Origin of the sequence: Mesorhizobium sp. M0184 (assembly GCF_040322215.1) — a bacterium.
Classification (GTDB): Bacteria; Pseudomonadota; Alphaproteobacteria; order Rhizobiales; family Rhizobiaceae; genus Mesorhizobium.
The window spans coordinates 213,944-239,315 of record NZ_JAMYSZ010000006.1; the positions used below are offsets into that span (position 1 = coordinate 213,944).

Genomic DNA, 25,372 nt, shown 5'->3' on the forward strand with positions numbered 1-25,372 from the left:
TCCGCGCCGCCCCAGCCCGGTCGGCGTCCAAAACCCGCTTCGTTATATCGGGCGAACGCAGGCAAACGCGCAGCCGCCGCGGCTGCCCGATTGGCGTACGCTTCACCCTGACACGGAACGAAGGCTTGAGTATCGGAATGGGATATCATGGGGTGTTATGGGCGTCAACGGGAACAGTCTTCAAAACGCGCCGGCCACGACTGGGGAGAGCAGCTTTGACGGCACTCCCGTCTTTATCCTCTATTAAGCCTAACGAAGCGTTTAGAGCCGTGTGGCCCAACCGGAGCCGACTTGCTGCGGATCGCTGCCGCGCATAGCCTCGGCATCTCCTTTTCCGGTCAGTAACGAGGTTTGAAATCATGTCCGAAACAGCCAAGTCACGCGCCGCGGCACTTCCCCATCTGCGCCGCGGCGGGCTGGCCAAGGGCGACCCGATCCCCTTGCCCCTGACGATGGCCGCCATCTTTCATGCGCCCGGCGACGCCACCGGCTTCGATCAATATGGCCGCTTCAGCAATCCGACCTGGGATGCGGTCGAGCACATGCTGGCGCATCTGGAAGACGCCCCATGCGTCGCCTTTCCCTCGGGGATGGCTGCCATCTCGGCGGTATTTTTCGGCCTGCTCAAAGCCGGCGACCGTGTCCTGCTGCCGTCCGACGGTTATCATACGACGCGAGCGCTGGCAGACCGTTTCCTGAAATCCTTCGGCGTTGCCTACGATGTCCGGCCGACGTCGAGCTTCCTCGACGGCGGCTTCGATAGGTATCGGCTTGCGTTCGTCGAAACGCCCGCCAACCCAGGACTGGACATATGCGACATCGCAGCCGTCGCCGAGGCCGTGCATAGAGCGGGTGCGGTGCTTGTGGTCGACAACACGACAATGACGCCTTTCGGCCAGCGCCCGCTCGATCTCGGCGCAGATATCGTCATTGCCGCCGACACCAAGGCACCAAACGGCCATTCCGATGTGCTGTTCGGCCATGTCGCCAGCCGCGACGCGGACATTATCTCGAGGGTGACCGACTGGCGCGAGACGTCGGGCGCTATCCCCGGGCCGTTCGAGGCATGGCTGGTGCATCGCGGCCTCGAAACGCTGGACGTGCGCTTCGACCGCATGTGCGCTTCCGCCGAAATGATAGCGCGACGGCTGAAAAACCATCGCGCGATCAGCGGCTTGCGCTTTCCGGGACTGGAGAGCGATCCATCGCACAATCTTGCCCGCGCCCAGATGGAGCGCTTCGGCTTTCTCATCTCGTTCGTGCTCGCCTCGGAGGACAAGGCCGAGGATTTCATCAACAATTGCGCCTTGATGCAGGCAGCGACGTCGTTCGGCGGCGTGCACACTTCGGCCGAACGGCGATCAAAAAGGGGAGATGCCGTTCCGCCCGGCTTCGTTCGCCTGTCGATCGGCTGCGAGCCGGTGGAAGAGCTTTGGCAGGCGATCGAGGCGTCGCTAGACGCAATCGGTGGCTGAATCGGCAATCACGAATTCAGATCGTCGGCATCAATCTTGCGCCGGCCGTGCAGCACGCGAACGATTTCGATCGCCTCTTCGCGGACACGATACAAGGTGAGGTATTCGCCGACGATCAGGTGACGGATTCCGGTTGCGATGTCTTCGCGCGGCGCACCTGAGAAGGGGTGCAGGGTCAGCAAATCCCACCGGCCTTTGCAAGAGATCCACGAGCCGAACCGCCGCATTTGGATTCTGTTCGGCAATGTAGTCGCCGATGGCTTCGAGGTCGATCAATGCCTGAGGAAGCAGGCGGTATTTCACTCCTCAAGGCCTTTGGTTCCGGCCATTTTCAGATATTTGGCGCGCAGCCGTTCCATGATTGGCGGCCCGTCCAGCCCCGGACCGCTGTCGATCCCCTCCTGCACCAGCTTGCGCAATTCCTCGACCGTGTAGCCGAGCAGGTCGCGCCGGTCCTTCCATTGCCTCAGCGCGTCGCGGATCACCTCGCTTGCCGAGGCATATTCGCCGGCGGCGACCACGTCGTCGACCGCCGCCGCCAGTTCCGGCGACAGCGTGATGCTGCGTTTGTCAACGTGGCCCATGGCGCACTCCTGATCAATCTCTCAATGGTACGATTAAATCGTACCAATTTCAAGGATTGTCGCGCTCGGCTGCAGGGGTCGAAACTGAATCAACGGCTGCGCCCGAAAACGCAACCTGCTGATATCAGGAGATTTCCTTTTATCGGGGAAACTGCCAGCTGGCCTGTAAGCCGGGTTCTGTATGGCCCTCGCCCCGTACGGGGCGAGAACGTGGCGGCCATTCATCTTGGGCGCATGTTGCCATACGCCTCACGCAACCTACCCGGACGGTGAGCCGGAAACAGCCCTCGAGGGTTTCCCCTCGCACCGCCCCTATTCGGTCTTGCTCCCGGTGGGGTTTACCGTGCCGCTCCTGTCGCCAGTCGCGCGGTGGGCTCTTACCCCACCCTTTCACCCTTGCCTCGATTGGATCGTGGCGGTTTGCTTTCTGTGGCACTTTCCCTGGGGTCGCCCCCGCCGGCCATTAACCGGCACCGTGTCTCCATGGAGCCCGGACTTTCCTCACCCGCAGCCTTTCGGCTTCGCGGGTGCGGCCGCCCGGCCAGCTGGCAAGGCGTATAAAGGGGTTCAGGCCCGAAAACGCAAACGAAAAAGCAAGTTGTCGCTTGTCAGGCGGGCGCTCCAAGTGCTGCCAGCTGCACCTTGACCTTGCCGCAATAGGCTGCGGACACCGGGTTCATCCGTGTGGCGGCGTGGCCGGCATTGTATTTCAGGATCGTGCCGCAGGTCGTGCCGCCGCCGAGATCCCGCGCCATGGCAAGGTACTTCATGCCGTATTTGATGTTGGTATCGGGATCGTAGAGACCCTGAACCGAACCGCTATAGCCCATCATCCGTGCCGTCGCCGGCTTGATCTGCATCAGGCCGATCTCGCCGGCGCTGCCGACCTGGTTCGGTTGGTAGTTGCTTTCGATCTTGATGACGGCGTTGGCGAGCGACACCGGGACGCCATAGCTGGCGGCATAACGCGCAATGATCGCCGAATACTGTCCGCTGCCGCCGACTACCGCCGCCTGAGGCGCTGGCCTGCTCTTCGGAGCGACTGACGCCGTTGCCATGCGGTCGATGCGTTTGCGGTTACGCTTCACATGCTGTTTGGCGATTGTCTTTCTTGCAGCGGTTGGCCTTTTCGCGGAGACTGGCTTTTTCGTCCTTACCGCGGCCGCTTTTTCCACTTTTGCGGTGGCGGTCTTCTCTACTTTTGCACCACCACGGGTGGCTTTCGGCACGGCGGTTTTGCCGGCTGCGGCACTGAAGCCCTGATCGGCCCGCTGGCTCAGCGGTGCGCTGTTCGCCGCACTGAAGGCAAAAGTCATTACGCCGGCAGCAATGGCTGCCGTTAAAACGGTCAATTTCTGCATGTGATCCTGTTCTGTTTGATCTGCACAAAGAACTTCGCGCAGATACCCTCAATCAACATCGGAACATGTGGGGGGATAGACGTCCGACAATCTGTACGGATCGCCTTTGACGACGGAATTGGCGCCAAAGAAGGCGACGCAAGTCACTTTGAGTAACAGATTGTAACTTTTAAGCTGGCAAAAGATTATTTGAGAGAGGCTATCCTTGCGTAAGCGAGCAGCCTTTCCAGCGTGCGGATCGTCGATCCGTCAGCCATGCCATCGACCAGGCGCAGCCGGAAATGCCGCTGAAATGCCTCGACCACGATTTCGGTCTGCCGGTCGAAAGTGCCGGTGATCTCGACGCCATAACCATAGAGCGCCAGCATCGACTGCAGCGCCTCTACCTCGGCGCCGGTATCGCCTGGCTTCAGCACGGCGCCGCGCCGGATCGGTGCTGCCGGCACAACATGGCCGATACCGGCAGCAAACAAGGCCTTCCATGGAAATTTCTCGCCTGGATCGACCTTTCGCCCCGGTGCCACGTCGGAATGGGCAAGCACCCGCTGCGCCGGAATGGAATGGCGCTCGATGATCCCAGCGCACAGGCCGATCACCGCGTCGATCTGCGGTTTTGGAAAGTTGCGATAGCCGAGCGTATGCCCCGGATTGACGATCTCGATGCCGATCGAACAGGAGTTGATGTCGCTCTGTCCGAACCACGAGCTCTTGCCGGCATGCCAGGCGCGGTCGCTTTCCCTTACCATCTGAACAATTCGGCCGTCCTCATGGACCAGGTAGTGCGACGAGACCTCGCTTGCCGGATCGCACAACCATGCCTCGGCACCGGCGCCGGTAGCCATGCCGGTGTAGTGCAGCACGATCATATCGGGTCCGAGCGTCCCGCGCCGTGGTCCGAAATTCGGCGATACCCTGACCTCGGCGCTCGGCTCATCGGGCGGAAAGCCGCTCATGCGTGCCGCAGGCCTCGCTCGATCATTTCATAGGCCGCGTTGATCGCCGCCAGCCTGGTCGTCGCGATCTTGATGAATTCCTGCGGCAGGCCGCGTGCGATCAGCCGGTCCGGATGATTGTCGGAGACCAGCTTGCGGTAGCGCCTGCGGACCTCCTCGAACGGCTTCCCACGCTCGATGCCCAGCACAACATAGGGATCGGCGGCACCCAGATCGACATGCCGGGCCAGGATGCTCTGGTAATGCGCCTCATCGATGCGGAATATCTCGGCGATGCGATGCAGGAATTGGCCCTCGCGCTCATGCACCAGCCCGTCGGCCTTGGCGATGTGGAACAGCCCGTCGAGTATGTCCTCGAGCATCAGGCAGTTCGAATGGCCCGAACCGCAAAGCTGCGCCATCCGCTCGGCATAGGTCTCGAAACCGGCAATGTCGCGTTTGGCCAAATCGTAGAGCCGCGCCACATTGCGCCTCTGTTCCTTCGGCACCTCGAATATTTCCTGGAAGGCGCGCACCTCGTCTTGCGTGACGATGCCGTCTGCCTTGGCCATCTTGGCCGACAGGGCGATCATCGCCACCGAGAAGGCGACGCGCCGGCGCAGATCGGCATCGCCGGAGAAAACCGTGCGCACGGCCTCGACCACTTCGGCGACGCCTGACGACGCTGAAGATGAAACGCGTGTGACGAAGTCGCCAAGGCGGTCCCAAATCGACATGGGGGCTTCATAGGGCCAACCACCCATCGCTATCAAGCCAAGACAGTGCCGCAGGGGCTGGCCCAATCGATTTGGCGCAATGCCTGAGGCGGCGGCGCCAGCGCTCACGTCGTCGCACTCGGCCGCCAGGCGCTGGTATCGTAAGCAGCAGAAAGGCCGGCCTGTGAGGCCAGCCTTTCCTTGGTTGTCACATTGACTACTGAGCCGGAGCAGCCGGCGCAGGCGCCGGAGCCGGAGCCGGCTCGGCAGGCTTGTTTGCGTCAGGAGCAGCCGGCTTCATCGTCTGGTCGGATGCCGGCGGGTTGGTGCTCTGCGTCGTGGTGTTGTCGGTGCCGCTGTTGCTGCAGGCGGCAAGGCCAAGCAACGCAAGCGCCGACACCGACGCAAGAATGAGTTTCTTCATGATATCTCTCCTCTAATCACGCCTCCGTTACCGGCGGCGGTCGAGGACACAATGCGTAAGCTGCGCATGAGTTTCGTAACGTTGCATTTCTGCCTGTAACATATTCCAATCATTTGACGATTGCCGGTCAGGGCCTCGCGAGCTAACAGATCGAACAGGGAAAAATCCCGGGAGCCGCCGCAGTGACTGCAAAATGGGATTTCTGGATCGACCGCGGCGGCACCTTCACCGACGTCATCGGCCGTGACCCGCAAGGCGCGCTGCACCCGCGCAAGCTGCTGTCCGAGAATCCCGAAGCCTATGCCGATGCTGCCATCCATGGCATTCGCGAGCTGCTCGGCGTCCAACCCGGCGCTCCAATCCCCTCCGCTCTGATCGGCGATGTCAAGATGGGCACCACGGTTGCCACCAATGCGCTTCTCGAGCGCAAGGGCGACCGTGTGCTGCTGCTCATCACAAAAGGCTTCCGCGATGCGCTGAGGATTGCCTATCAGGCCAGGCCCGATATCTTTGCCAAGCAGATCATCCTTCCCGAACAGCTCTACGAGCGTGTCGTCGAGATCGACGAAAGGGTTCGCGTCGACGGTAGTGTCGAGCGCCTGCTCGACATTGCTTCGGTACGCCAGGCTATTGAGCAAGCCAAGGCGGATGGCATCGATGCGGTCGCGATCGTCTTCATGCATGCCTGGAAACATCCCGAGCACGAAAAGGCGGTCGCCAAAGTCTGTCGAAAGCTCGGATTCTCGCAGGTCTCGGTCAGTCACGAGGTCTCGCCTCTGATCAAGCTGGTCGGCCGCGGCGACACCACGGTGGTCGACGCCTATCTGTCGCCGATCCTGGCTAGGTATGTGCAAAGGGTTGCGGCGGAACTGGGTGCCGCGCCAATCTCCCCCCTTGTGGGGGAGATGGCTGCGCAGCAGCCAGAGGGGGTCATCTCAGAAGGCACCGCCAGAGTGTCGAACCCAGTCGAGCCGACCCCACCCGGCGGCTTCGCCGCCACCCTCCCCTCAAGGGGGAGGGAAAGCCCTCGCCTCATGTTCATGATGTCGTCGGGCGGCCTCACCGCCGCCGACATGTTCCAGGGCAAGGATGCGCTGTTGTCCGGCCCGGCCGGCGGTGTCGTCGGCATGGTCGAGACGGCAAAACTCGCCGGTTTCGGCAAAGTCATAGGCTTCGACATGGGCGGCACCTCCACCGATGTCGCCCATTACGATGGCGACTACGAGCGCGCCTTCGACACCGAGGTCGCCGGCGTGCGCATCCGCGCGCCGATGATGCGCATCCACACCGTTGCTGCAGGCGGCGGCTCGATCCTCCATTACGAGGCCGGCCGCTTTCGCGCCGGGCCGGATTCGGCCGGCGCCAATCCCGGCCCGGCCGCCTATAGGCGCGGCGGCCCGTTGGCCGTCACTGACGCCAATGTCATGCTGGGCAAGCTGCAGCCCGAGTTCTTCCCGGCTATTTTTGGACCGGGCCAGGACGAACCGCTCGACGTCCAGACGGTTCGCGAAAAATTCACCGCACTTGCCGCCGAGATCGGCGACGGCCGCTCGCCGGAAACCGTCGCCGAAGGGTTCATCACCATCGCCGTCGAAAACATGGCCAACGCCATCAAGAAGATTTCGGTGCAGCGCGGCTACGATGTCACCGAATACCTCCTGAACTGCTTCGGCGGCGCCGGCGGCCAGCACGCTTGCCTGGTCGCCGATGCGCTCGGCATGGAGGCGGTGCTGATCCATCCCTTCTCAGGCCTGCTCTCGGCATACGGCATCGGCCTATCCTCTGTATTTGCGTCACGCCAGCAGGCGCTGCTGAAGCCGCTGGCGGACAATTCCGGGCCAGCGATCGATGAACTCATCGCAACGCTGCGCAAAGCCGTCATCGACGAACTCGCCGCGCAAGGCATCAGCGAAGACGCGGTCGCCTCGAGACCGGTGCTGCAGATCCGCTACGACGGCACCGATACCGCGCTGCCTGTGAACTTCGGGCACGGCTCGATTGCGCAGGCCAAGGCGGACTTCGAACTGGCGCACAAGGCGCAGTTCGGTTTCGTCTACGACGACAAGCCGATGATCGTCGAATCGGTCGGCGTCGAGGGTACCGATACCGGCGGCACCGGCCGCGAGGAACAAAGCCTTCCTGGCGTTCGCCACTCCAGACCAGCGCAGAAACGGGTGCGCCTCTACTCTGAAGGTCAATGGCGCACCGCTGGGGTTTATTTCCGTGAGTATGACAACGGCATCCCTGATCTCGACCCCGGTTGCCAGATCGCCGGCCCCGCTTTGATCATCGAGCCGAACCAGACCATTATCGTCGAGCCGGGCTGGCAGGCCGAGATCACCGCCAAGGACCACGTATTGATGCGGCGCGTCGAGAAGAAGCGCCGACAGGCCGCACTCGGCACCGAAGCCGATCCGGTGATGCTGGAGGTCTTCAACAACCTGTTCATGTCGATCGCCGAACAGATGGGCGTAACGCTGCAAAACACTGCCTATTCCGTCAACATCAAGGAGCGGCTCGATTTCTCCTGCGCCGTCTTCGACCGGAATGGCGCGCTGGTCGCCAACGCACCGCATATGCCGGTGCATCTCGGCTCGATGGACCGCTCGGTGGAGACCATCATCCGGCTCAATTCCGGCGACATTCACCCCGGCGACGTCTTTGCGCTGAACGCGCCTTACAATGGCGGCACCCATCTGCCTGATATCACAGTGGTGACACCGGTGTTTTCCCTCCCCCTTGAGGGGAGGGTGGCCGCGAAGCGGCCGGGTGGGGTCCTCGCAGAAGGCACCACAAGTGCGTCGAGCACTGCCGCAACGACCCCCTCCGGCGGCTTCGCCGCCACCTCCCCCTCGAGGGGGGAGGAGATCCTCTTCTACGTCGCCTCGCGTGGCCATCATGCCGACATCGGCGGCACCGCGCCCGGCTCGATGACGCCGCTTGCCACAACCGTCGACGAGGAAGGCGTGCTGTTCGATAATTTCCGCATCGTCGATCGCGGCCGGTTCCGCGAGAAGGACCTGGAGACGCTACTCACCAACCACCCCTACCCGGCGCGCAATCCGCACCAGAACATCTCCGACCTCAAGGCGCAGATCGCCGCGAACGAAAAGGGCGTCGCCGAGCTGCGCAAGATGGTCGCGCATTTCGGCCTCGATGTGGTCGAAGCCTATATGGGCCATGTCCAGGACAATGCCGCCGAAAGCGTGCGCCGCGTTCTGGAGCGGCTGCCCGACAGTTCGGAATACGAATATCCGACCGACACCGGCCAAATGATCAAGGTGAAGATATCGGTCGACCGGCGGAAGCGCGAAGCCACCGTCGACTTCACCGGAACGTCGCCGGTGATGAAGAACAATTTCAATGCGCCAGAGCCAGTCGCCCGTGCCGCGGTGCTTTATGCCTTTCGCGTCATGGTCGAAGACAACATCCCGATGAATGCCGGATGTCTGCGGCCGATCAACATCATCATTCCCGACGGCTCGATGCTGAAACCCGCCTATCCCGCGGCGGTCGTCGCCGGTAATGTCGAGACCTCGCAACACGTTACCAACGCGCTGTTCGGCGCCATGGGCGCGATGGCCAATGCGCAAGGCACGATGAACAATCTCACCTTCGGCAACAAGCAGTATCAGTATTACGAGACGATCTGCTCGGGCTCGCCGGCCGGCCGGATGAACGACGGCCGCGGTTTTGCCGGCACCTCCGGCGTCCACACCCATATGACCAATTCGCGCCTGACCGATCCGGAAGTGCTGGAACTGCGTTTCCCGGTATTGCTCGAGGATTTTCATATCCGCGAAGGCTCCGGCGGCGAAGGCAAATGGAATGCCGGCGACGGCACCGGGCGCACCATCCGCTTCCTCGAAAAAATGGAATGCGCGATCCTGTCCTCGCATCGCAACCGCCCGCCGCGGGGACTGGACGGAGGCGGCGATGGCGAGGCCGGTTCGACCAAGGTCCGCCGCAAGACCGGCGCGATCGAGACGCTGAAAGCCTGCGATCAGACCATCCTCGACGCTGGCGAGGCGGTCATCGTGACGACGCCGACCCCAGGTGGATTTGGCAAGGCCTGAACTCGCGTCAACAGGCTGTCACTGGCCTGTCATCACCCTGCGCTACCCGCTTGCGGCAAAGCAAACGGGGAATCGCCTTGCCATGACGGACATTTCTGGGGACCTGGTTTTTCGCCGCGGCAAGGAAGTCGGCAAGGCCGTCTACCAGAACCGCCCGCTGTCGAAAGCCGGCATCTCCGAGCGCCTGTTCGCCTTCCTGTTCTCCGGCCTCGTCTATCCGCAGATCTGGGAAGACCCCGAAATCGACATGGACGCGATGCAGCTCGGGACGGGCCACCGCATCGTCACCATTGCCTCCGGCGGCTGTAACATCCTTGCCTATCTCACCCGCTCGCCGGAAAGGATCGATGCCGTCGACCTCAACGCTGCCCATATCGCGCTGAACCGCATGAAGCTCGAAGCCGTCCGTCACCTGCCGTCGCAGGGCGACCTGTTCCGTTTCTTCGGCGCGGCTGAGACCGGGCACAATTCACAGGCCTACGATCGCTTCATCGCACCGCATCTCGACCCGGTCAGCCGCCATTATTGGGAGCGCCGCAACTGGCGCGGCCGTCGCCGCATCGCCGTCTTCGACCGCAATTTCTACCAGACCGGCCTGCTTGGCCTGTTCATTGCGATCGGCCATCGCACCGCAAAATTCTTCGGCGTCGACCCGGCCGGAATCATGGACGCCAAGACCATCGCCGATCAGCGCCGCTTCTTCGACGAAGAGCTGGCACCGGTCTTCGAAAAACCGCTGCTGAAATGGGCGACCTCGCGAAAGGCTTCGCTGTTCGGCCTCGGCATTCCGCCGGCCCAGTACGATTCGCTGATCACCTCGGGTGACGGCACCATGGCCAGCGTGCTGAAGGCACGACTGGAAAAGCTCGCCTGCGATTTTCCGCTGAAGACCAATTATTTCGCCTGGCAGGCTTTCGCCCGCCGCTACCCTGATCCGGGCGAGGCCGCCCTGCCCGCCTATCTCGAAAAGCGCAACTACAAGACGATCCGCTACAATGTCGATCGCGTTGCCATCCACCACGCCAATCTGATCGAGTTCCTTGCCCGCAAGGATGCCGGCTCGGTGGATCGCTTCGTGCTGCTCGATGCACAGGACTGGATGACCGACGACCAGCTCAACGGGTTGTGGGCCGAGATCACCCGAACCGCCTCCACCGGCGCCCGCGTCATCTTCCGCACGGCAGCGGAACCCAGCCTGCTGCCCGGCCGCGTCTCGAATTCGCTGCTCGATCAGTGGCGCTACGAGAACGACGCCTCGCGCGAGTTTTCGGCGCGCGACCGCTCGGCCATCTATGGCGGCTTCCATCTCTATGTGAAGCGGTCCGCATGAGCACGACCGACTTGCCGGCCAGCCATGCCGAGCTGATGGACGGCGTCTACCGCTGGCAGCGTCATATTTACGACCTGACCCGCAAATACTATCTGCTCGGCCGCGACCGGCTTATCGCCGGACTGGATGTGCCGGCCGGCGGCACCGTGCTCGAGCTCGGCTGCGGCACCGGCCGCAACATCATCCTCGCCGCCCGCCACTATCCCGGCGCGCGCTTCCTCGGCCTCGATATTTCGGCCGAGATGCTGGAGACGGCCACTGCCGCCCTCGCGCGCGAAGGCCTCTCCGGCCGCGTCACGCTGGCGCGCGGCGATGCCACGAATTTCGACGCGAAAGCGCTGTTCGGCGTCGAAAGTTTCGACCGCGTCTTTGTCTCATATTCGCTGTCGATGATCCCCGGCTGGGAAAAGACGGTATCCGCGGCTCTTGCTGCTCTGTCACCGGGTGGCTCGCTGCATGTCGTCGATTTTGGCCAGCAGGAAGCCTTGCCCAGCTGGTTCCGCAAGCTGTTGCGCGGCTGGCTGAAAAAATTCCATGTCCAGCCGCGTGAAGCCCTGGGCGACGTCCTGGAATCGGAATCTGCGAGAGTTGGTGCAAGCCTTCGATTCAGAACACTTTATCGCGGCTACAGCTGGCTCGGCGTGATCAAGATCGCCATCTAATATCAATTTTGGCGTGGAAGGTTTTGGGGCTCCAATTCTAAATGGGGGCCGTGGCTGAAATCAGTTAATTGGCTAAATCACACATTGCCATGTGACCCAAGGAGTGGTACATTATCTCCTCGCCGGAAGCATGGGATGATCATCGGCTTTAGAGATGGATGGCTGCGGGCTTTCTTCGTGGACGACACCCACTCCCGCAATATTCCGTCCGATCTCGAAAGCCGTTTGTTCCGCAAGCTCCAGATGATTGACGACGCGGCGATCGATCAGGATTTGCGTGTGCCGCCCAGCAACCATTTCGAGAAGTTGCGCGGCAATCTCGAAGGCTTCCATTCGATCCGTGTCAACAAACAATGGCGGCTGGTCTTCCGCTGGGACGGGGGCCGGGGCGAGGCGTCGGACATCTATCTCGACGACCACAGTTATATATAAGTGAGGTGAGACATGTTGATGACCGCACGCAAGCCAGCAACGGTTGGCGAAATTCTTACGGAAGAATTCATGCAACCACTCGGCCTGACACAGGCGGCTTTGGCCGAAGCTATGAGCGTCCAGCGCAAGCATGTGAACGAATTGTGCAACGGCCGCCGCAACGTGACGGCGGCTACCGCGCTCATTCTGGCGCGGGTGTTTGGCAACAGCCCGGATTTCTGGTTGAACGTCCAGCGCCGTAACGATCTTTGGACGGTTATGAATTCACCCGACGAGCGGGCGCGTGTTGATCGCGCCAAGCCTTTGGCGACAGCCGCATAGACAAGACTGCGACCGCCGCATTCCTCAGTGCAGCGCCTTGATCAGCGCCGCCACCATCGCCTGCGGCCGGTAGCCGAGCCTGGCCGGCGTCAGCCCGAGCCGCACCACAACCAGCTGCTCTGAGGGGATGATGGCAACCGTTTGCCCATCATGCCCCTCCATCCAATAGGTGTCCTTGGGCACGCCGGCGGCAGTGCCGGCGCCGGGGTTTTCTTCGTCGCCCGGTCCTTCTATCCATAATTGCCCCTTGCCGTAGATTTTCGAGGCAGTTGCCGGTTCCCGCATCCAGTCGACGAAGCCGGCGGGCAGGATCTCCTGGCCGTTCCAGACGCCGCCCTGCAGCAGGAACTGGCCGAAGCGCGCCCAGTCGCGTGCCGTGGCATAGAGATAGGACGAGCCGACGAAGGTGCCGTGCTCGTCGGCCTCAAGCACAGCGCTCTGCATGCCGAGCGGATCGAACAGCGCGGTCCTCGGCCACGCCAGTGCCTTGTCCTTGTCGCCGATTGCGTCCTGCCACAGCCTGGACAGCATCACCGCCGTGCCGCTCGAATAGGAAAACACCTTGCCGATCTCGCCGGTCAGCGGCTTGGATCCGGCAAAGCCCGCCATGTCCGGTTCGAGATAGAGCATGCGCGTTACGTCGGCGACGTCGCCATAATCCTCGTTGAATTCCAGCCCGCTCGACATCGCCATCATGTCGGCGAGGCTGATCACGGCGCGGCCATCTCCCTTCCAGGGACCGAACAGACCCTGGTTGGTCATCGCCAGCTTGCCCTCCTTCACCAGCGTGCCGACGATCGCCGCATTTACGGTCTTGGTCATTGACCAGCCCAATAGCGGCGTCTTTTCGGAAAAGCCGTCGCCATAACGCTCAGCGACGATGCGGCCGTTCTTGACCACCACGACCGCCCGCATGCCGGCGCCGGTCATTGCTGGATCGTCGAGGACTTTCGCGACCTCGGGATCCTGCGAGGCATCGGCCTTGTCGCCCTCCGGCCAGATCAGATCGGGCAGCGGCGCCGGCGTCGGTGCAGCTCCGGCGACAGCCTTGGCGGCGGCAATATCGCCGTCGGGAACCGAGGCGCAGCCGAGCCCGTCGCGCGCAACCGCGACACTTTTGCCGAGCACACCGAACAGGCCGGCCGAAACCGTTCCCTTCTCCTTGTCGACCGACACTCTCATCAGCTTCAGCAGCGGATGACCCGGCGCCTGCACATCGACGGCGAGCACGTCGTTGGCGTCTCGCCCGGCGATGAAGACGTTCGAGCAGACGATCTTGGCGGCATAGCCGGAACCGACGCGGATCAGTTCCGGCGGCGCGAAATACAGCCAGCCGGCGAGTATCGCGGCGGCCAGCACAGCCAGGCCGAGCAGCCATTTGACGAACTTCAGGAGGATCTGCATTTTTTCGAATTCCCCTGAGCGCGATCTATGTCATCGATTTGCCGCCATTGTTTCGGCAAAATCGCGGCTCTTGTCGAGCGCCGTCAACCGAATATCAACCATGATCGGCGATCACAGGTGAATGTCGCCCAGAAGTGCGCAGCGGTTTTGGGACAACGACATGCATAGACAAAAGAGCTAAGCGCGTCGAAGCGACGCGCTTAGGACAGACCGGGCGATCCTGTGGGGTGACCGTCCGGCGGGGCTTGAATGCATGCGTCCCAAAACTGCGTAACGGTTTGGGAATGCATGAAACGAAGATCCAGGCGCGTCGCGTAAGTCGGTTTCAGACACGCTGCGCCTGGTCGAGGGGCACCCGCGGAAAGACCCATCAGCGGCCGGCTGAAACCGGCTCGGGAAGTAGCGATGCGCCGTTTCGCGGTTCTCATCACGCTGACGCTGCTTGGTGCCTGCTCGACAGTCGAGGATCTGACGCCATCGCTGTCGTCGTCCAGCGCCTCGATGGTTGCGGTACGCGCGCCGCGTTTTGCCGATTCCGACCCGCATGAATGGGATAGCGGCGCACCGTGGAGCTACGCCGTCCACGGCACCGACGTCTCCAAATACCAGACCTCGATCGACTGGCCGGCGGCCAGGGCCAGCGGCATCTCCTTCGCCTTTATCAAGGCAACCGAAGGCGGAGACCGTTTCGATGAAGCTTTCAACGAGCATTGGAGCCGCACCAAGGCCTCGGGCGTCCCCCGTGCCGCCTATCATTTCTTCTACTTTTGCACGCCGGCCGCTACCCAGGCGCGCTGGTTCATCCAGAACGTGCCCAGAGACGGATCGGCGATGCCGCCGGTTCTCGACATGGAATGGAACCCGAAATCGCCGACCTGCAAGCTGCGGCCAGATCCCGCCACGGTACGCAGCGAGATGAGCACATTCCTCGAAATCGTCGAAAAACACTACGGCAAGAAGCCGATCATCTACACGTCGGTCGACTTCTTCGAAGATAATGGTTTATCGGGTTTCCGCGGCTACCCCTACTGGCTGCGCTCCGTCGCCGGGCACCCGCGCCAGAAATACGGCAGCCATCCCTTCACCTTCTGGCAGTATACCGGAACGGGTGTCGTGCCGGGCATGGCCGGAAACGCCGACATCAACGTCTTCAACGGCTCCGAAGCCGCCTGGAAGAAGTGGTTGCGGCAGAACACCCGTTGACACCAGGCCTGCCGCCTGCTTTTCGACACAGCCAATGACGAATGCCCGCAACCGCTGGTAATCTTCTCGGAAGGATGGCGATGCGATCGCGCTTTGGAATTATCGCGGCGCTGCTCCTGACCGCCGTGCCGGCCGCGGCACAGCAATGCGGCGGGGATTTCGAGTCATGGAAGCACGGCGTGGCGGCGGAGGCCAGGGCGGCCGGCGTCGGCGCTGCCGGCCTTGATGCGCTGGAAAACGCCACCCTCGATGAGAAGGCGTTGGCACGCGACCGCGCCCAGGGCGTCTTCACCCAGACCTTCATCGAATTCTCGAACCGCATGATCTCGTCCCATCGGCTGAAGCAAGGTGCGGCCAATCTGCAAAAATATGCCGAGGTCTTTGTCCGCGCCGATCGCGAATACGGCGTGCAGGCGCCGGTCATCGCCGCCTTCTGGGCCCTGGAGACCGATTTTGGCGCCGTGCAGGGCGATTTTCATACGCTGAACGCGCTGGTGAGCCTCTCGCATGACTGCCGCCGTCCGCAGTTGTTCCGGCCGCAGATCGTGCCGCTGCTGATGTTGATCGATCGCGGCGTGGTGCCGGCCGACGTGACCGGTGCCTGGGCCGGCGAGATCGGCCAGACGCAGATGTTGCCTTCCGACTATCTCGGCCACGGCGTCGACGGCGACGGCGATGGCTTGGTCGACCTGCGCGGCAGCGCGCCGGACGTGATCATGAGCACGGCCAGCAAGATCCAGTCGCGCGGCTGGAAGCGCGACCAGCCCTGGATCGAGGAAGTCCGTGTGCCTGACGATTTGCCGTGGGAGCAGACGGGACGCACCAACAAGCTGCCGTTGACGCAATGGAGCCAGTGGGGCGTTACCAGGCCCGACGGTACGCCGCTTCTCGACAACGGCCTGAAGGCCGGCCTGGCGCTGCCCATGGGTCGCAAGGGGCCAGCCTTCCTGACCTACGACAATTTCGACGTCTATCTCGAGTGGAACCAGTCCTTCACCTATGCCCTGACCGCGGCAAATCTTGCCGCCCGACTGGGGGGCGCGCCGCGATTCGATCCGCGCAACCCCGAACCCGGCCTCGACGGCGACCAGATGAAGGCGCTGCAGACCAAGCTCGAAGCGAAAGGCTATGACGTCGGCACCGTCGACGGCATCCTGGGCACCAACACCCGCGAAGCCATCCGCAAGGAGCAGATGCGTCTGGGCCTGCCGGTCGACGGCTGGCCGACTCCGGAGCTGCTGGACAGGCTGTGAAGGTGGTGAATGGTGAATGGTGAATGGTGAATGGTGAAAAGAATAGAACAGGAGCCGCATTGAGCACCAGAGCTACCACTATTCACTATTCACTATTCACTATTCACTATTCACTATTCACTATTCACATCACCGCCTGGCAAGCAGGAAATCGATGAACGCTCGCAACGGCGCCGGAACTTGGCGGGAACTCGCGTGATATAGATAAAAACCCGGAAATCTCGGCGACCAGGCTTCGAGAAAACGGATTAGCTTTCCCGCTTCGATCCACGGCCGGACCTGGTATTCCAGCATGTACGCCACGCCGACCCCATCCAGAACCGCCCCGATCATCAGTTCCGTATCGTTGACCGTCAGGCCGCCGCTGACGGCCACTTCCAAGGCACGCTGGCCTCGGGCGAACTCCCAGCGGTAGAGATTGCCGCCGCTCGGCCATTGGAAATTGATGCATTGGTGATGATGCAGGTCCGCGGGGCGACGGGGTATCGGGCGATGCGCCAGATAGCTCGGCGCGGCCACTGCGGCCATCTCGAGTTCCTCGCTGAGTTTCACCGCCACCATGTCCTTGTGCAGCCGCTCACCCAATCTGATTCCGGCATCGAAGCGGCCCTCGACGATGTCGGTGAGCATGTCGTCGACAATGATTGTGAGGGCGATATCGGGATAGGCGCGGCGGAAATCGCCGAGGATCGGCGCGATGAAACGCGTGGCGGCAATGCGCGGAACATTGATGCGCAGCGAGCCTGCCGGCCGGCCGCGTGATGCATGCGCGTCGGCGACGGCCCCTTCCAGTTCGCTGAACGCCGGTGCGATGCGGGCAAACAGCTTCTCGCCCTCAGCCGTCGGCGACATGCTGCGCGTGGTGCGGTTGAGCAGCCGGACACCGAGACGCTCTTCCAGCCCACGTATCGTCTGGCTGAGTGCTGGAGGCGAAATCCTGAGCTTGGCCGCGGCGCGGACGAAGCTGCCCTCTTCGATGATTGCTGCAAATGCCGTGAGTTCGGAAAACTCGGTTCCGCGCATTATGTACCCCAGGCTTAACAAGTCAGTAAGATAATAGGCTATTCTCTGAGCAATAGCATGCCCATAGCTTTCCCTGGAACGCCGCTCGATCGAGGCGGCCGTAATCAGACGGAAGGAACAGCCATGCATCGTCCACTCGAAGGCAAAACCGCACTTGTGACCGGCAGCTCGCGCGGCATCGGGCGCGCCATCGCCGAGGGGCTCGCGGCCAAGGGTGCTGCCGTGGTCGTCAACTATGTGGGCAACGAGAAAGCAGCCAGGGAAGTGGTTGCCGCCATTGAAGGGATTGGCGGAAAAGCCGTCGCCATCCAGGCGGACGTCTCCAGCATCCCCGACATTCGCAGGCTGTTCGACGAAACCGAACGGCAGATGGGGCCGATTGACATCGTCGTCGCCAATGTCGGCGTCGCCGTCATAAAGCCGCTCGTCGAGGCCACCGAAGCGGACTTCGATCACGTGTTCGGCGCCAATGCCAAGGGCACCTTCTTCACGCTTCAGGAAGCGGCGCGCCGCGTTCGTGACGGTGGCCGCATCATTGCCGTTTCCACCGGTGGAACCAGGATGTTCTTCACGCACACGGCGCTTTATCTCGGCAGCAAGGGAGCCGTCGAGCAGTTCGTCCGCGTCCTCTCGCGCGAACTCGGCCCGCGCTCCGTCACCGTGAATGCGCTTTCACCAGGCTTCACCGACACCGACCTGCTCCCCGAACGGGACCGCGCCGTGGCCGCCGGCACGTCGCCCTTCGGCCGGATCGGAGCACCGCACGACGTCGCCGATGTCGCGGTTTTCCTGGCCTCGGACGAGGCTCGTTGGCTTACCGGCGAGAACATCCAGGCCGGCGGCGGCGTGGCCTGACTGAACGGTGAATGGTGAATGGTGAATGGTGAATGGTGAATGGTGAATGGTGAATGGTGACGATTCACGGGAGCGGGACGGAACGCAAGAACTACTTCTATTCACTATTCACTATTCACTATTCACTAATCCGCCATCGTCTCCAGGCTGGCAAACCCCTGCGGCGCATCGCCTTCGTCGAATGGCGTCGCCACCTCGACGAAAGTGTCGGGATAGAAGCCGTTGAACCGTGTTCGGAGCGACAGCGAATAGGCGCCGATATGGCCGATCTCGATCCAATCGCCGGTATCGACGGTTTCGGGCAGCCAGAACGGCCGCGACAATATATCCACGGAATCGCAGGTCGCGCCGCAGACCTTGAACGGCACGATGGTCTTGTCCTCGCCATTGCGCGAGCGGATCGCCGGATCGGGGATAAAGCGTGCCGGCAGCGTGATCTTGCCGGTCCATGAATCCGACAGCGACGCCCAGATGCCGTCATTGATGTAGAGCCTTTTGCCCTTGCGCAGCAGCACGCGCACGATCAGCGACAGGCAGCGCGCCACGATCACCCGGCCCGGCTCGGCCACCAGCGGCATCTGGTCGAACTGATACTCCTGGAGGTCGCCCGACAGCCGCGACATGATCTGGCCGAGCGACGGCATTTCCGGCTTGCGGCTGTTCGGATCATGACCGTATTCGGCGGGAAAGCCGCCGCCGACATCGAGCCCGGCAATGTCGAAACCGACGCGGTTGCGCACCCAGTCGGCGGAGGCCAGCGCCCGCTCATAGGTGTCGGGATCCTCGATCTGGCTGCCGACGTGAAAGCACAGCCCGACCTTGTAGCCCGTCCGGTTCAGCCGTTCGGCCAGTTCGACCGCATTGGCCGGTCCGGCGCCGAACTTCTTCGACAGTTCGTAGGCCGCCGAGCCTTTCGTCTGGATCCGCACGAACACGGTGATGGCGCCCGGATCGATGTCGAGCGCCCGCACCACCCTGGTCAGCTTGGTGACCTCGTCCTCATGGTCGAGCGAAATGACGCGGATGGCGTATTTTTCCAGCGCCAGCCTGATGTCCGACTGCGCCTTCACCGGGTGCATGTAGAGCATCTCGGCGTCCGGCGAGACGGCGCGCACGGCGGCGAATTCGCCGGGCGAGGCCACATCGAAGGCACCGACGCCGGCCTCGACCAGGGCGTTGAGCACGATCCGCTCGCCATTGGTCTTGACCGCATAGGCGGTCTTGCCGGGAAACATGCCCATGAACTGTTTGGCGTCCGCCTTCAGCACCTGCGGGCGGAAGCAATAGATCGGATCGTCCGGGCGAAGCGCCAGCGCTGCCTCGCGGGCATTTTCGAATCGCTGCATGGACGAATCCCTTGACTGAGGCTGCGCACAATTAATCCAAGCTAGCGGCTAATGAAAACAATTCTATGTCTCGCCGCCCTGGCTTCGCGGCGCTACGCCGGTGCTGCACGCCGAGTTATGAGCGAGCTAGGCCATCGCTCAGGTTTCGGGTGGCCCTTGCGGCCGGATCGGGTATGGCGTGAACAGACGCCTGAAGAGCAAGGCATCTCGTCTGGGAGGACGACCAATGGCGATAGCTGCCACCACCACGATGCGCGGGCCGATGGTGCTCAAGGACTGGGCGCAGCTTCTGCTGCTCGGCGCCGTCTGGGGCGGTTCGTTCTTCTTTGCCCACATTGCGGTGGCGGAACTTCCGCCGCTGGTGCTGGTGCTGTTTCGCGTCACCATCGCTGCGATCGCGTTGCAGCTCTATCTTGCGGTCCGCGGCCCGTCGTTTCGCCTCGCCTTGCCGCATGCCGGCCTGTTCTTCCTGCTGGCGCTCGCCAACAATGTCATTCCTTTCTCGCTGATCTTTGCCGGCCAGACCGAGCTTGGCGCCGGCGTCGCCTCGGTGCTCAATTCGACGACGCCGTTCTGGACGCTGATCCTCGCCAACGCGCTGACCAGCGACGAAAAACTGTCGTGGAACAAGCTTGCCGGCATCGGCCTCGGTATCGTGGGAACTGCGGTGATGATCGGTCCCGGCCTTGTCGCCGGGCTCGGCGGTCCGGTCTGGGCGAAATTCGCGCTCATCGGAGCATCGCTATCCTATGCGGTTGCGCTGATGATCGCCCGCCGCTTCAAGGGTGTGCCGTCACCGGTCATTGCCACCGGCCAATTGACCTGCTCGACCATCATTATGATCCCGGTCGTTCTGTTCACCTATGACGCCGCCAATCTGTTTTCGGCCTCGCCGCCGGTGTGGGCGGCGGTGCTGGCACTGGCTCTGCTGTCGACGGCCTTCGCCTACATCCTCTATTTCAATCTCGTCGCCTCGGCCGGCGCCACCAACGCCTCGCTGGTCACGCTGATCGTGCCGGCCAGTGCCATCCTGCTCGGCTTCCTGTTCCTGGGCGAGCGGCTCGAACTGTTCGAACTCGGCGGCATGGCGCTGATCGCCCTCGGCCTCGTCACCATCGACGGTCGCCTGTTCGGGCGGCGTTAGAGATGGCGCAGCGAAGTTGTCGCTCCCGATCGTGCGCTATATGGGCGTGATCGCGGGAACAGATGAACCCTGCCATTCCAGACGCCAGATACCGCCTTGCCGGAGATTCTGAACGAGATCGGGAAGGAAGGCGGCAAGGCAGGTCCCGCCAACATGTCTCACGGAAGGATACACAAGACCGGTCGCGGCGTCTTGCTTGCGAAGTTGCTTCGCCAGCGCCTGACCGGCAGGATAGGCTAAGACAGTGTCCGGATCGAGAACCGGGTCCTTGCTGAACTCAGCACCGCGCAGATCGTGAAACGAGCCTATGAAGTCGGCAACGAGCTCCGCGTAGTCGGTGACGTTTTCGAACCGTTCGATCGCGGCAAGCTCGCGCGTCAGATGAAAAGAGACCTCGCCGAGCGCGGTTTCCGCATCGAACGCACAGTACCAGACGCCCCTGGCATCATCGTTGAAACGATTGCCGCCCGGACGGGTGTAAGCGAACGCCGCATTGATGAAGGTGTAGCCCGGTCTCCCGAAAACCAGTTCGCGCGGATCGAGGTCGGGCAATCCCCCTTGCTGCGCCTGAAGGCGGCCGCTGGTGGCCCCTTCGAGCTCCGCAAGGTCCTCCAAATCTCCATGATTCCTGGCCAACGGCATCAGGACCGGTTCCTTGAGCCTGCCTGTCGAAATCAGCCGGATCGTGTCGCGCTGGGAAATGTCAGCGCGTGGTGGGATCTGCATTCAAAGTCCACCGCGCAAAGCGTCGATATGTTGGCGAACCTGCAGCAGCTTCGGAATGCCGCCCTCGATCATCACGTCCAGGGGGCGCCGGCCACCATAAAGAGGCCCTTTGTTCGGCAACCGCACCCATTCATCGGCAAGCCCTTCGGAAAACAGAAGCCGCAGTCCCTTGAAGATGCCGATCAGGGCGCTGATGCGTGTCAGCGAATCCTGGGAGAGAACGCCCTCCCACTCGCCTTTCTTCATGCGGAACCAGGTTCTCTCCGACACGTCGCCGATCAAGGTACAGATCTCGGTGCTGGTCAGATGCCAGATGGCTGCGAGCCTGACGATGCCGGCAACAGCAGCTGGCGTGATCCGCGCCCGTGCCGAGGCATCCGCCAGATTTGCCGGCAAAGCCTGATTTGCAGGATCGCGAACCGCATAAGCGACACTCATTCCAGCCTCCATCAATTGGCAGGCAATATACTGCCAATTGGCAGAAAATTCAAGTCCTGGCTATCTCACAACGCTGCTGGTTGCCCACCGCATTCGTATAGCGTGCAGCACCCGGTTGGACATGCAAAGGGCGCTCCGACGCTCCGAATCTTCAGTCGTTCCGAAAATCGATTCCGATTTTTGCCGCGGTAGCGCTGCCATTCTCGCTACTGCCACGGCTTTGCCACAAATTATTCACAGGTCCCGAGCCGGCTTTTGACAAAGAGTTTCAATGCCTAACGGCAAACGGCAGGTCGCAAATTCCACAATCTCGTCGCATTGCAGCAAAGTTTCTGCTTGCCTGTGGCACAAATGACCCTAGACTCTCGCCATAGCTCTTTAAGAGGAGGCTATGACATGGGACTGACGAGGCCGATCAACGCATTGATGATTTGTGCTGCGTTTGCATTCATCGGCGCCCTCATTATGGGCGTCCTTCCATAAGGCCGCTGAGCGGGGGAAGACCAGCACCGAATACTCCAAACATTTGAAAAGGCCGGGCATTTTGCCCGGCCTTTTGCATTCCCCCGATCTTTGACATTTCAAAAAGGAGCTTGCCGCCTTACGCCGCGGCTGATCCCGCTGCCTCGACTTCGTGCGACCTGATGCCGATCATGTGGCAGATGGCGAAGACCAGATCGGCCCGGTTCATCGTATAGAAGTGGAAATCGCCGACGCCGCGCTCGACAAGGTCCAGCACCTGCTCGGCCGCCACGGCAGATGCCACCAGCGCATGCGTTTGCGGATCGTTCTGCAGCCCATCGAAACGCTCGGCCAGCCATGCCGGCACCAAGGCGCCGCACCGCGCCGAGAAGTTGGCGACCTGGGTGAAATTGTGCACCGGCAATATGCCCGGCACGATCGGTATGTAGATGCCGGCCCGCCGTGCCCGCTCGACATAGCGCTCATAAAGATCGTTGTCGAAGAAGAACTGGGTGATCGCCCGCGTCGCGCCGTTGTCGGCCTTGCGCTTCAGCATGTCGAAGTCGGTGGCGAAATCCGGACTCTCCGGATGTTTTTCCGGATAGGCCGAGACCGATATGTCGAAATCGCCGGCGCCCTTCAGCGCATCAACCAGTTCGGCGCCATTGGCATAGCCTTCCGGATGCGGCCGGTAGGCCGCGCCGACGCCCTCGGCCGGATCGCCGCGCAGGGCGACGAAACGCTTGACGCCCATATCGGCGAACTCCCGGATCACCGCATCGACCTCGTGGCGCGCCGCGTCGACACAAGTCATGTGCGCCGCCGGCGTCAGCGTCGTTTCATTGAGGATGCGCTTGACGGTGCGGGCCGTCCGCTCGCGGGTCGAACCACCGGCGCCATAGGTGACCGAGACGAATTTCGGCTTGAGCGGCTCAAGCCGGGTGACCGTGTCCCACAGCCTTGCTTCCATCTCATCGTTTTTCGGCGGAAAGAACTCGAACGAAACCCTGACCTTGTCGCCGATGTCGGGGCGGCGGGAGAAGCGGAACTGGTTCATCAGGCGGTTTCCCCTATCGGATACGCATTGGCCGGTTGTCTGTCGTTGGAAGGCTCGGCAATCAGCATGCGCCGATCGCGGCCGAGCCAGAGTTTGACGGTGAGCTTGGCCTCGTTGCCGCCGCGCGGCTCGAATTCCTGGCTGTCCTCTAGGTCGAGGCCGGCCTCGGAAAACCAGTCGCCAATCTGCCGGTCGGAAAAGCCGAGACGCATATGCGCGTGCTCCTCGCGCAAGAACTCCAGCGCGTGCGGCGCGAAATCGACGATCACCAGCCGGCCGGCCGGGCGCAACAGACGCGCCGCCTCGCGGATGGCGCGGGCGGGATCGTCGAGATAATGCAGCACCTGATGGATGGTAACGAGATCAAAGGCGTCGCGTTCGACCGGTGGCGCAAAAATGTCACCCTGCCGCACTTGCGCATTCGAAACGCCGGCCTTGTCGAGATTGGCGCGCGCCACCGTCAGCATCTCGCGCGACATGTCGATGCCGATACCGCGCCGATAGAGCGGCGAAAAGATCTCGAGCAGCCGTCCGGTGCCGGTGCCGAGATCGAGCATCGACTGGAACGGCCGCTTGCCGACGAGCTTGACGAGTGCTGCTTCGACGGCGCGGTCCGGCACATGCAGCGAGCGGATATGGTCCCAGCTTGCGGCGTTTACCGAGAAATATTCGGCAGCCCGGTCCTGCCGCTTGCGCTTGACCGCGGTCAGTCGTTCGAGATCACGCTCGACCTGCGGATCGGCGCCGCGGATGCCGGAGACCAGCCTGAGCACGAAATCGCGCGACGCGTCGGAATCCGAAAGCCGGAAGAAAGCCCACGAGCCCTCCTGATAGCGGCCGATCAGCCCGGCCTCCAGCAGCAATTTCAAATGGCGCGAGACGCGCGGCTGCGACTGGCCGAGGATTTCGGTGAGATCGGAAACGGTCAGATCGCCGCGCGACAGCAGCGCCAATATGCGCAGCCGGCTGGATTCCGCCGCCGCCTTCAATGTATCTACCATCGTGTCGAGAGCGACATGCATGCGAGCATTCTCTTTGAAAAGATATAAACATATGTTTATGTCGGTTTGGATAGGCTTGCAAGCGCTATGTCGTTTCCGGACAAGAAAATGACGCATGCGTGGCGGATCGCGCAAAAACGGACGCATGATCGGGGCGAGAACCATGTTCGAAACGCGCAGCGGCGAAAAGCTCTTGGAAACCGACCCGGCAACGATGCCGCCGGATGGCTATGTCATCTTCATCGGCCGCATCGCTTCGCCTTGGGTCACGCGGGAGACCTGCCCCAAGAACATGAAGGCGGCGCGAGAGACGGGACAGCCGGCGCACTTGGTCATCGACCCGCTTTATCGTGATGGCCTGCTTGGGCTGGAACGCGCCAGCCACGTGATCATCCTGTCCTGGCTGCACCATGCGCCGCGGCAACTGATTGTCCAGAAACCCCGCCATGCCACGGAGCCGAAAGGCGTCTTTTCACTGCGCTCCCCTGCCCGGCCGAATCCTGTCGGACTGCATGTCGCAAAGCTCGTTGCCCTCGACATCGACACCGGCCGCATCGATCTCGACGCCATCGACGTGCTCGACGGCACGCCGGTCATCGACATCAAGCCCTATTTCGCCTCGACCGATGCCTTCGCCGAGGCGACCATGTCCGGGCGGGACGAGCCAGGGCCGGTGGAGTGATGAGCGCGCCGACCGGCCGCCGCCGCGCTATCGCCAAGGCGCTGACAGCGCTGCTGCCGCTGGCGCCCTATGCCGATATGGAAAAGATCCGTGCCGATGCCGGCGCCGTGCACATGAAGACCTTGCCGCCGAGCATTGCCGTGTGGCTGGCGACGATAGCCCACATCCGCCATATGCACACCGACTACGAAAAGCTGCTGGCCGAAGGCTATGACCGCGATTCCGCGCGCTTCTTCGTCATCGAACAGACCAACATCGTGCTGACCCGCTGGCGCGCCACCCGGCTGCTCGACGATGAGGATGAGGCGTAGAGAATGGCAGGCACACGCGTCGAGTTCTACGGCGCCCCCCTCTGGCCTGCCGGCCATCTCCCCCTCAAGGGGGGAGATCAGCAGCTTCGCCCTAGCCGCCAATCCTGCAACGTTGGTGATTGGCGGAAGCAGACAAGATACCCAATCTCCCCCC

25 protein-coding genes and 1 other RNA gene are annotated in these 25,372 nt (G+C 62.2%); 12 read left to right on the forward strand and 14 right to left on the reverse strand.

What is annotated here, in order from left to right:
- The first annotated feature begins 359 nt into the window (after positions 1-359).
- Positions 360-1,475, forward strand: a complete 1,116-nt coding sequence (locus tag NKJ23_RS10655) for a cystathionine gamma-lyase (protein WP_352680270.1) — start codon at positions 360-362, stop codon at positions 1,473-1,475.
- An 8-nt stretch (positions 1,476-1,483) separates the two neighbouring features.
- Here NKJ23_RS10655 and NKJ23_RS10660 read toward each other — a convergent pair whose 3' ends face one another.
- The 7 genes from NKJ23_RS10660 to NKJ23_RS10690 form a co-directional block, all read right to left on the reverse strand.
- Positions 1,484-1,657, reverse strand: coding sequence for a type II toxin-antitoxin system RelE/ParE family toxin (locus tag NKJ23_RS10660; protein ID WP_352680271.1), 174 nt, complete (start codon positions 1,655-1,657; stop codon positions 1,484-1,486).
- Positions 1,658-1,774: 117 nt separating this feature from the next.
- The gene (locus NKJ23_RS10665) at positions 1,775-2,059 is read right to left on the reverse strand and encodes a type II toxin-antitoxin system ParD family antitoxin (protein WP_352680272.1); all 285 of its coding nucleotides are present in this window, start codon (positions 2,057-2,059) and stop codon (positions 1,775-1,777) included.
- Positions 2,060-2,209: 150 nt separating this feature from the next.
- Positions 2,210-2,608: RNase P RNA component class A (gene rnpB, locus NKJ23_RS10670), an RNA gene on the reverse strand.
- 59 nt (positions 2,609-2,667) lie between these two features.
- A complete protein-coding gene (locus NKJ23_RS10675; protein WP_352680273.1) occupies positions 2,668-3,420 on the reverse strand; it encodes a lytic transglycosylase domain-containing protein in 753 nt (250 codons plus the stop codon).
- A 185-nt stretch (positions 3,421-3,605) separates the two neighbouring features.
- Complete coding sequence (locus NKJ23_RS10680) at positions 3,606-4,373, reverse strand: N-acetylmuramoyl-L-alanine amidase (RefSeq protein ID WP_352622672.1); 768 nt, start codon at positions 4,371-4,373, stop codon at positions 3,606-3,608.
- Positions 4,370-5,089: a TerB family tellurite resistance protein gene (locus NKJ23_RS10685; protein ID WP_352453144.1), complete on the reverse strand. Its 720-nt coding sequence runs from the start codon at positions 5,087-5,089 to the stop codon at positions 4,370-4,372. Before NKJ23_RS10685 ends, NKJ23_RS10680 begins: the two co-directional genes overlap by 4 nt.
- A 196-nt stretch (positions 5,090-5,285) precedes the next feature.
- Positions 5,286-5,492 (reverse strand): hypothetical protein, encoded by a 207-nt coding sequence (locus NKJ23_RS10690; protein ID WP_023676780.1) that lies wholly within the window; start codon positions 5,490-5,492, stop codon positions 5,286-5,288.
- A gap of 182 nt (positions 5,493-5,674) precedes the next feature.
- Here NKJ23_RS10690 and NKJ23_RS10695 point away from each other — a divergent pair, with 182 nt between their 5' ends.
- From NKJ23_RS10695 to NKJ23_RS10715, 5 genes are all read left to right on the forward strand, one after another.
- Entirely contained in the window at positions 5,675-9,568 is a 3,894-nt protein-coding gene (locus NKJ23_RS10695; protein WP_352680274.1) for a hydantoinase B/oxoprolinase family protein, read from the forward strand.
- Positions 9,569-9,650: 82 nt separating this feature from the next.
- Positions 9,651-10,898: a BtaA family protein gene (locus tag NKJ23_RS10700; RefSeq protein WP_352680275.1), complete on the forward strand. Its 1,248-nt coding sequence runs from the start codon at positions 9,651-9,653 to the stop codon at positions 10,896-10,898.
- On the forward strand, positions 10,895-11,560 hold the full coding sequence (locus NKJ23_RS10705) for a class I SAM-dependent methyltransferase (RefSeq protein WP_352680276.1): 666 nt from the start codon (positions 10,895-10,897) through the stop codon (positions 11,558-11,560). The genes NKJ23_RS10700 and NKJ23_RS10705 overlap by 4 nt, the downstream gene beginning before the upstream one ends.
- A 135-nt stretch (positions 11,561-11,695) precedes the next feature.
- The gene (locus NKJ23_RS10710; RefSeq protein ID WP_352456184.1) at positions 11,696-11,992 is read left to right on the forward strand and encodes a type II toxin-antitoxin system RelE/ParE family toxin; all 297 of its coding nucleotides are present in this window, start codon (positions 11,696-11,698) and stop codon (positions 11,990-11,992) included.
- A gap of 12 nt (positions 11,993-12,004) precedes the next feature.
- Positions 12,005-12,313: a HigA family addiction module antitoxin gene (locus NKJ23_RS10715; RefSeq protein ID WP_352453138.1), complete on the forward strand. Its 309-nt coding sequence runs from the start codon at positions 12,005-12,007 to the stop codon at positions 12,311-12,313.
- Positions 12,314-12,337: 24 nt separating this feature from the next.
- Here the strand turns inward: NKJ23_RS10715 and NKJ23_RS10720 are convergent, their stop codons facing one another.
- A complete protein-coding gene (locus NKJ23_RS10720) occupies positions 12,338-13,717 on the reverse strand; it encodes a serine hydrolase domain-containing protein (protein WP_352680277.1) in 1,380 nt (459 codons plus the stop codon).
- 405 nt (positions 13,718-14,122) lie between these two features.
- Between NKJ23_RS10720 and NKJ23_RS10725 the strand changes: the two genes are divergently transcribed.
- Both NKJ23_RS10725 and NKJ23_RS10730 read left to right on the forward strand, forming a co-directional pair.
- On the forward strand, positions 14,123-14,920 hold the full coding sequence (locus NKJ23_RS10725; RefSeq protein WP_502897774.1) for a glycoside hydrolase family 25 protein: 798 nt from the start codon (positions 14,123-14,125) through the stop codon (positions 14,918-14,920).
- Between the two features lie 80 nt (positions 14,921-15,000).
- Entirely contained in the window at positions 15,001-16,173 is a 1,173-nt protein-coding gene (locus NKJ23_RS10730) for a lytic murein transglycosylase (RefSeq protein WP_352680278.1), read from the forward strand.
- A gap of 129 nt (positions 16,174-16,302) precedes the next feature.
- Here the strand turns inward: NKJ23_RS10730 and NKJ23_RS10735 are convergent, their stop codons facing one another.
- On the reverse strand, positions 16,303-17,196 hold the full coding sequence (locus tag NKJ23_RS10735) for a LysR family transcriptional regulator (RefSeq protein WP_352680279.1): 894 nt from the start codon (positions 17,194-17,196) through the stop codon (positions 16,303-16,305).
- A gap of 123 nt (positions 17,197-17,319) precedes the next feature.
- Between NKJ23_RS10735 and NKJ23_RS10740 the strand changes: the two genes are divergently transcribed.
- Positions 17,320-18,051, forward strand: a complete 732-nt coding sequence (locus NKJ23_RS10740) for an SDR family oxidoreductase (RefSeq protein WP_352680280.1) — start codon at positions 17,320-17,322, stop codon at positions 18,049-18,051.
- 125 nt (positions 18,052-18,176) lie between these two features.
- Here NKJ23_RS10740 and NKJ23_RS10745 read toward each other — a convergent pair whose 3' ends face one another.
- Positions 18,177-19,397 (reverse strand): alanine racemase, encoded by a 1,221-nt coding sequence (locus NKJ23_RS10745; protein WP_352456188.1) that lies wholly within the window; start codon positions 19,395-19,397, stop codon positions 18,177-18,179.
- Between the two features lie 226 nt (positions 19,398-19,623).
- Here NKJ23_RS10745 and NKJ23_RS10750 point away from each other — a divergent pair, with 226 nt between their 5' ends.
- A complete protein-coding gene (locus NKJ23_RS10750; RefSeq protein WP_352680281.1) occupies positions 19,624-20,541 on the forward strand; it encodes a DMT family transporter in 918 nt (305 codons plus the stop codon).
- Between the two features lie 36 nt (positions 20,542-20,577).
- Here NKJ23_RS10750 and NKJ23_RS10755 read toward each other — a convergent pair whose 3' ends face one another.
- From NKJ23_RS10755 to NKJ23_RS10770, 4 genes are all read right to left on the reverse strand, one after another.
- Entirely contained in the window at positions 20,578-21,267 is a 690-nt protein-coding gene (locus NKJ23_RS10755; protein WP_352680282.1) for an RES family NAD+ phosphorylase, read from the reverse strand.
- Positions 21,268-21,705 carry an antitoxin Xre/MbcA/ParS toxin-binding domain-containing protein gene (locus NKJ23_RS10760; RefSeq protein WP_023721226.1) on the reverse strand — a complete coding sequence of 146 codons (438 nt, stop codon included), beginning with the start codon at positions 21,703-21,705 and terminating at the stop codon, positions 21,268-21,270. It abuts the gene before it with no gap.
- Between the two features lie 601 nt (positions 21,706-22,306).
- Positions 22,307-23,224 (reverse strand): methylenetetrahydrofolate reductase [NAD(P)H], encoded by a 918-nt coding sequence (gene metF / locus NKJ23_RS10765; protein WP_023676795.1) that lies wholly within the window; start codon positions 23,222-23,224, stop codon positions 22,307-22,309.
- Positions 23,224-24,246, reverse strand: a complete 1,023-nt coding sequence (locus NKJ23_RS10770) for an ArsR/SmtB family transcription factor (protein WP_352680283.1) — start codon at positions 24,244-24,246, stop codon at positions 23,224-23,226. The genes metF and NKJ23_RS10770 overlap by 1 nt, the downstream gene beginning before the upstream one ends.
- A 142-nt stretch (positions 24,247-24,388) precedes the next feature.
- Between NKJ23_RS10770 and tsaA the strand changes: the two genes are divergently transcribed.
- Together tsaA and NKJ23_RS10780 are read left to right on the forward strand one after the other, a co-directional pair.
- Positions 24,389-24,907 (forward strand): tRNA (N6-threonylcarbamoyladenosine(37)-N6)-methyltransferase TrmO, encoded by a 519-nt coding sequence (tsaA, locus tag NKJ23_RS10775; RefSeq protein ID WP_352680284.1) that lies wholly within the window; start codon positions 24,389-24,391, stop codon positions 24,905-24,907.
- Complete coding sequence (locus NKJ23_RS10780; protein WP_023721229.1) at positions 24,907-25,218, forward strand: DUF2293 domain-containing protein; 312 nt, start codon at positions 24,907-24,909, stop codon at positions 25,216-25,218. Before tsaA ends, NKJ23_RS10780 begins: the two co-directional genes overlap by 1 nt.
- The last annotated feature ends 154 nt before the right edge of the window (positions 25,219-25,372 follow it).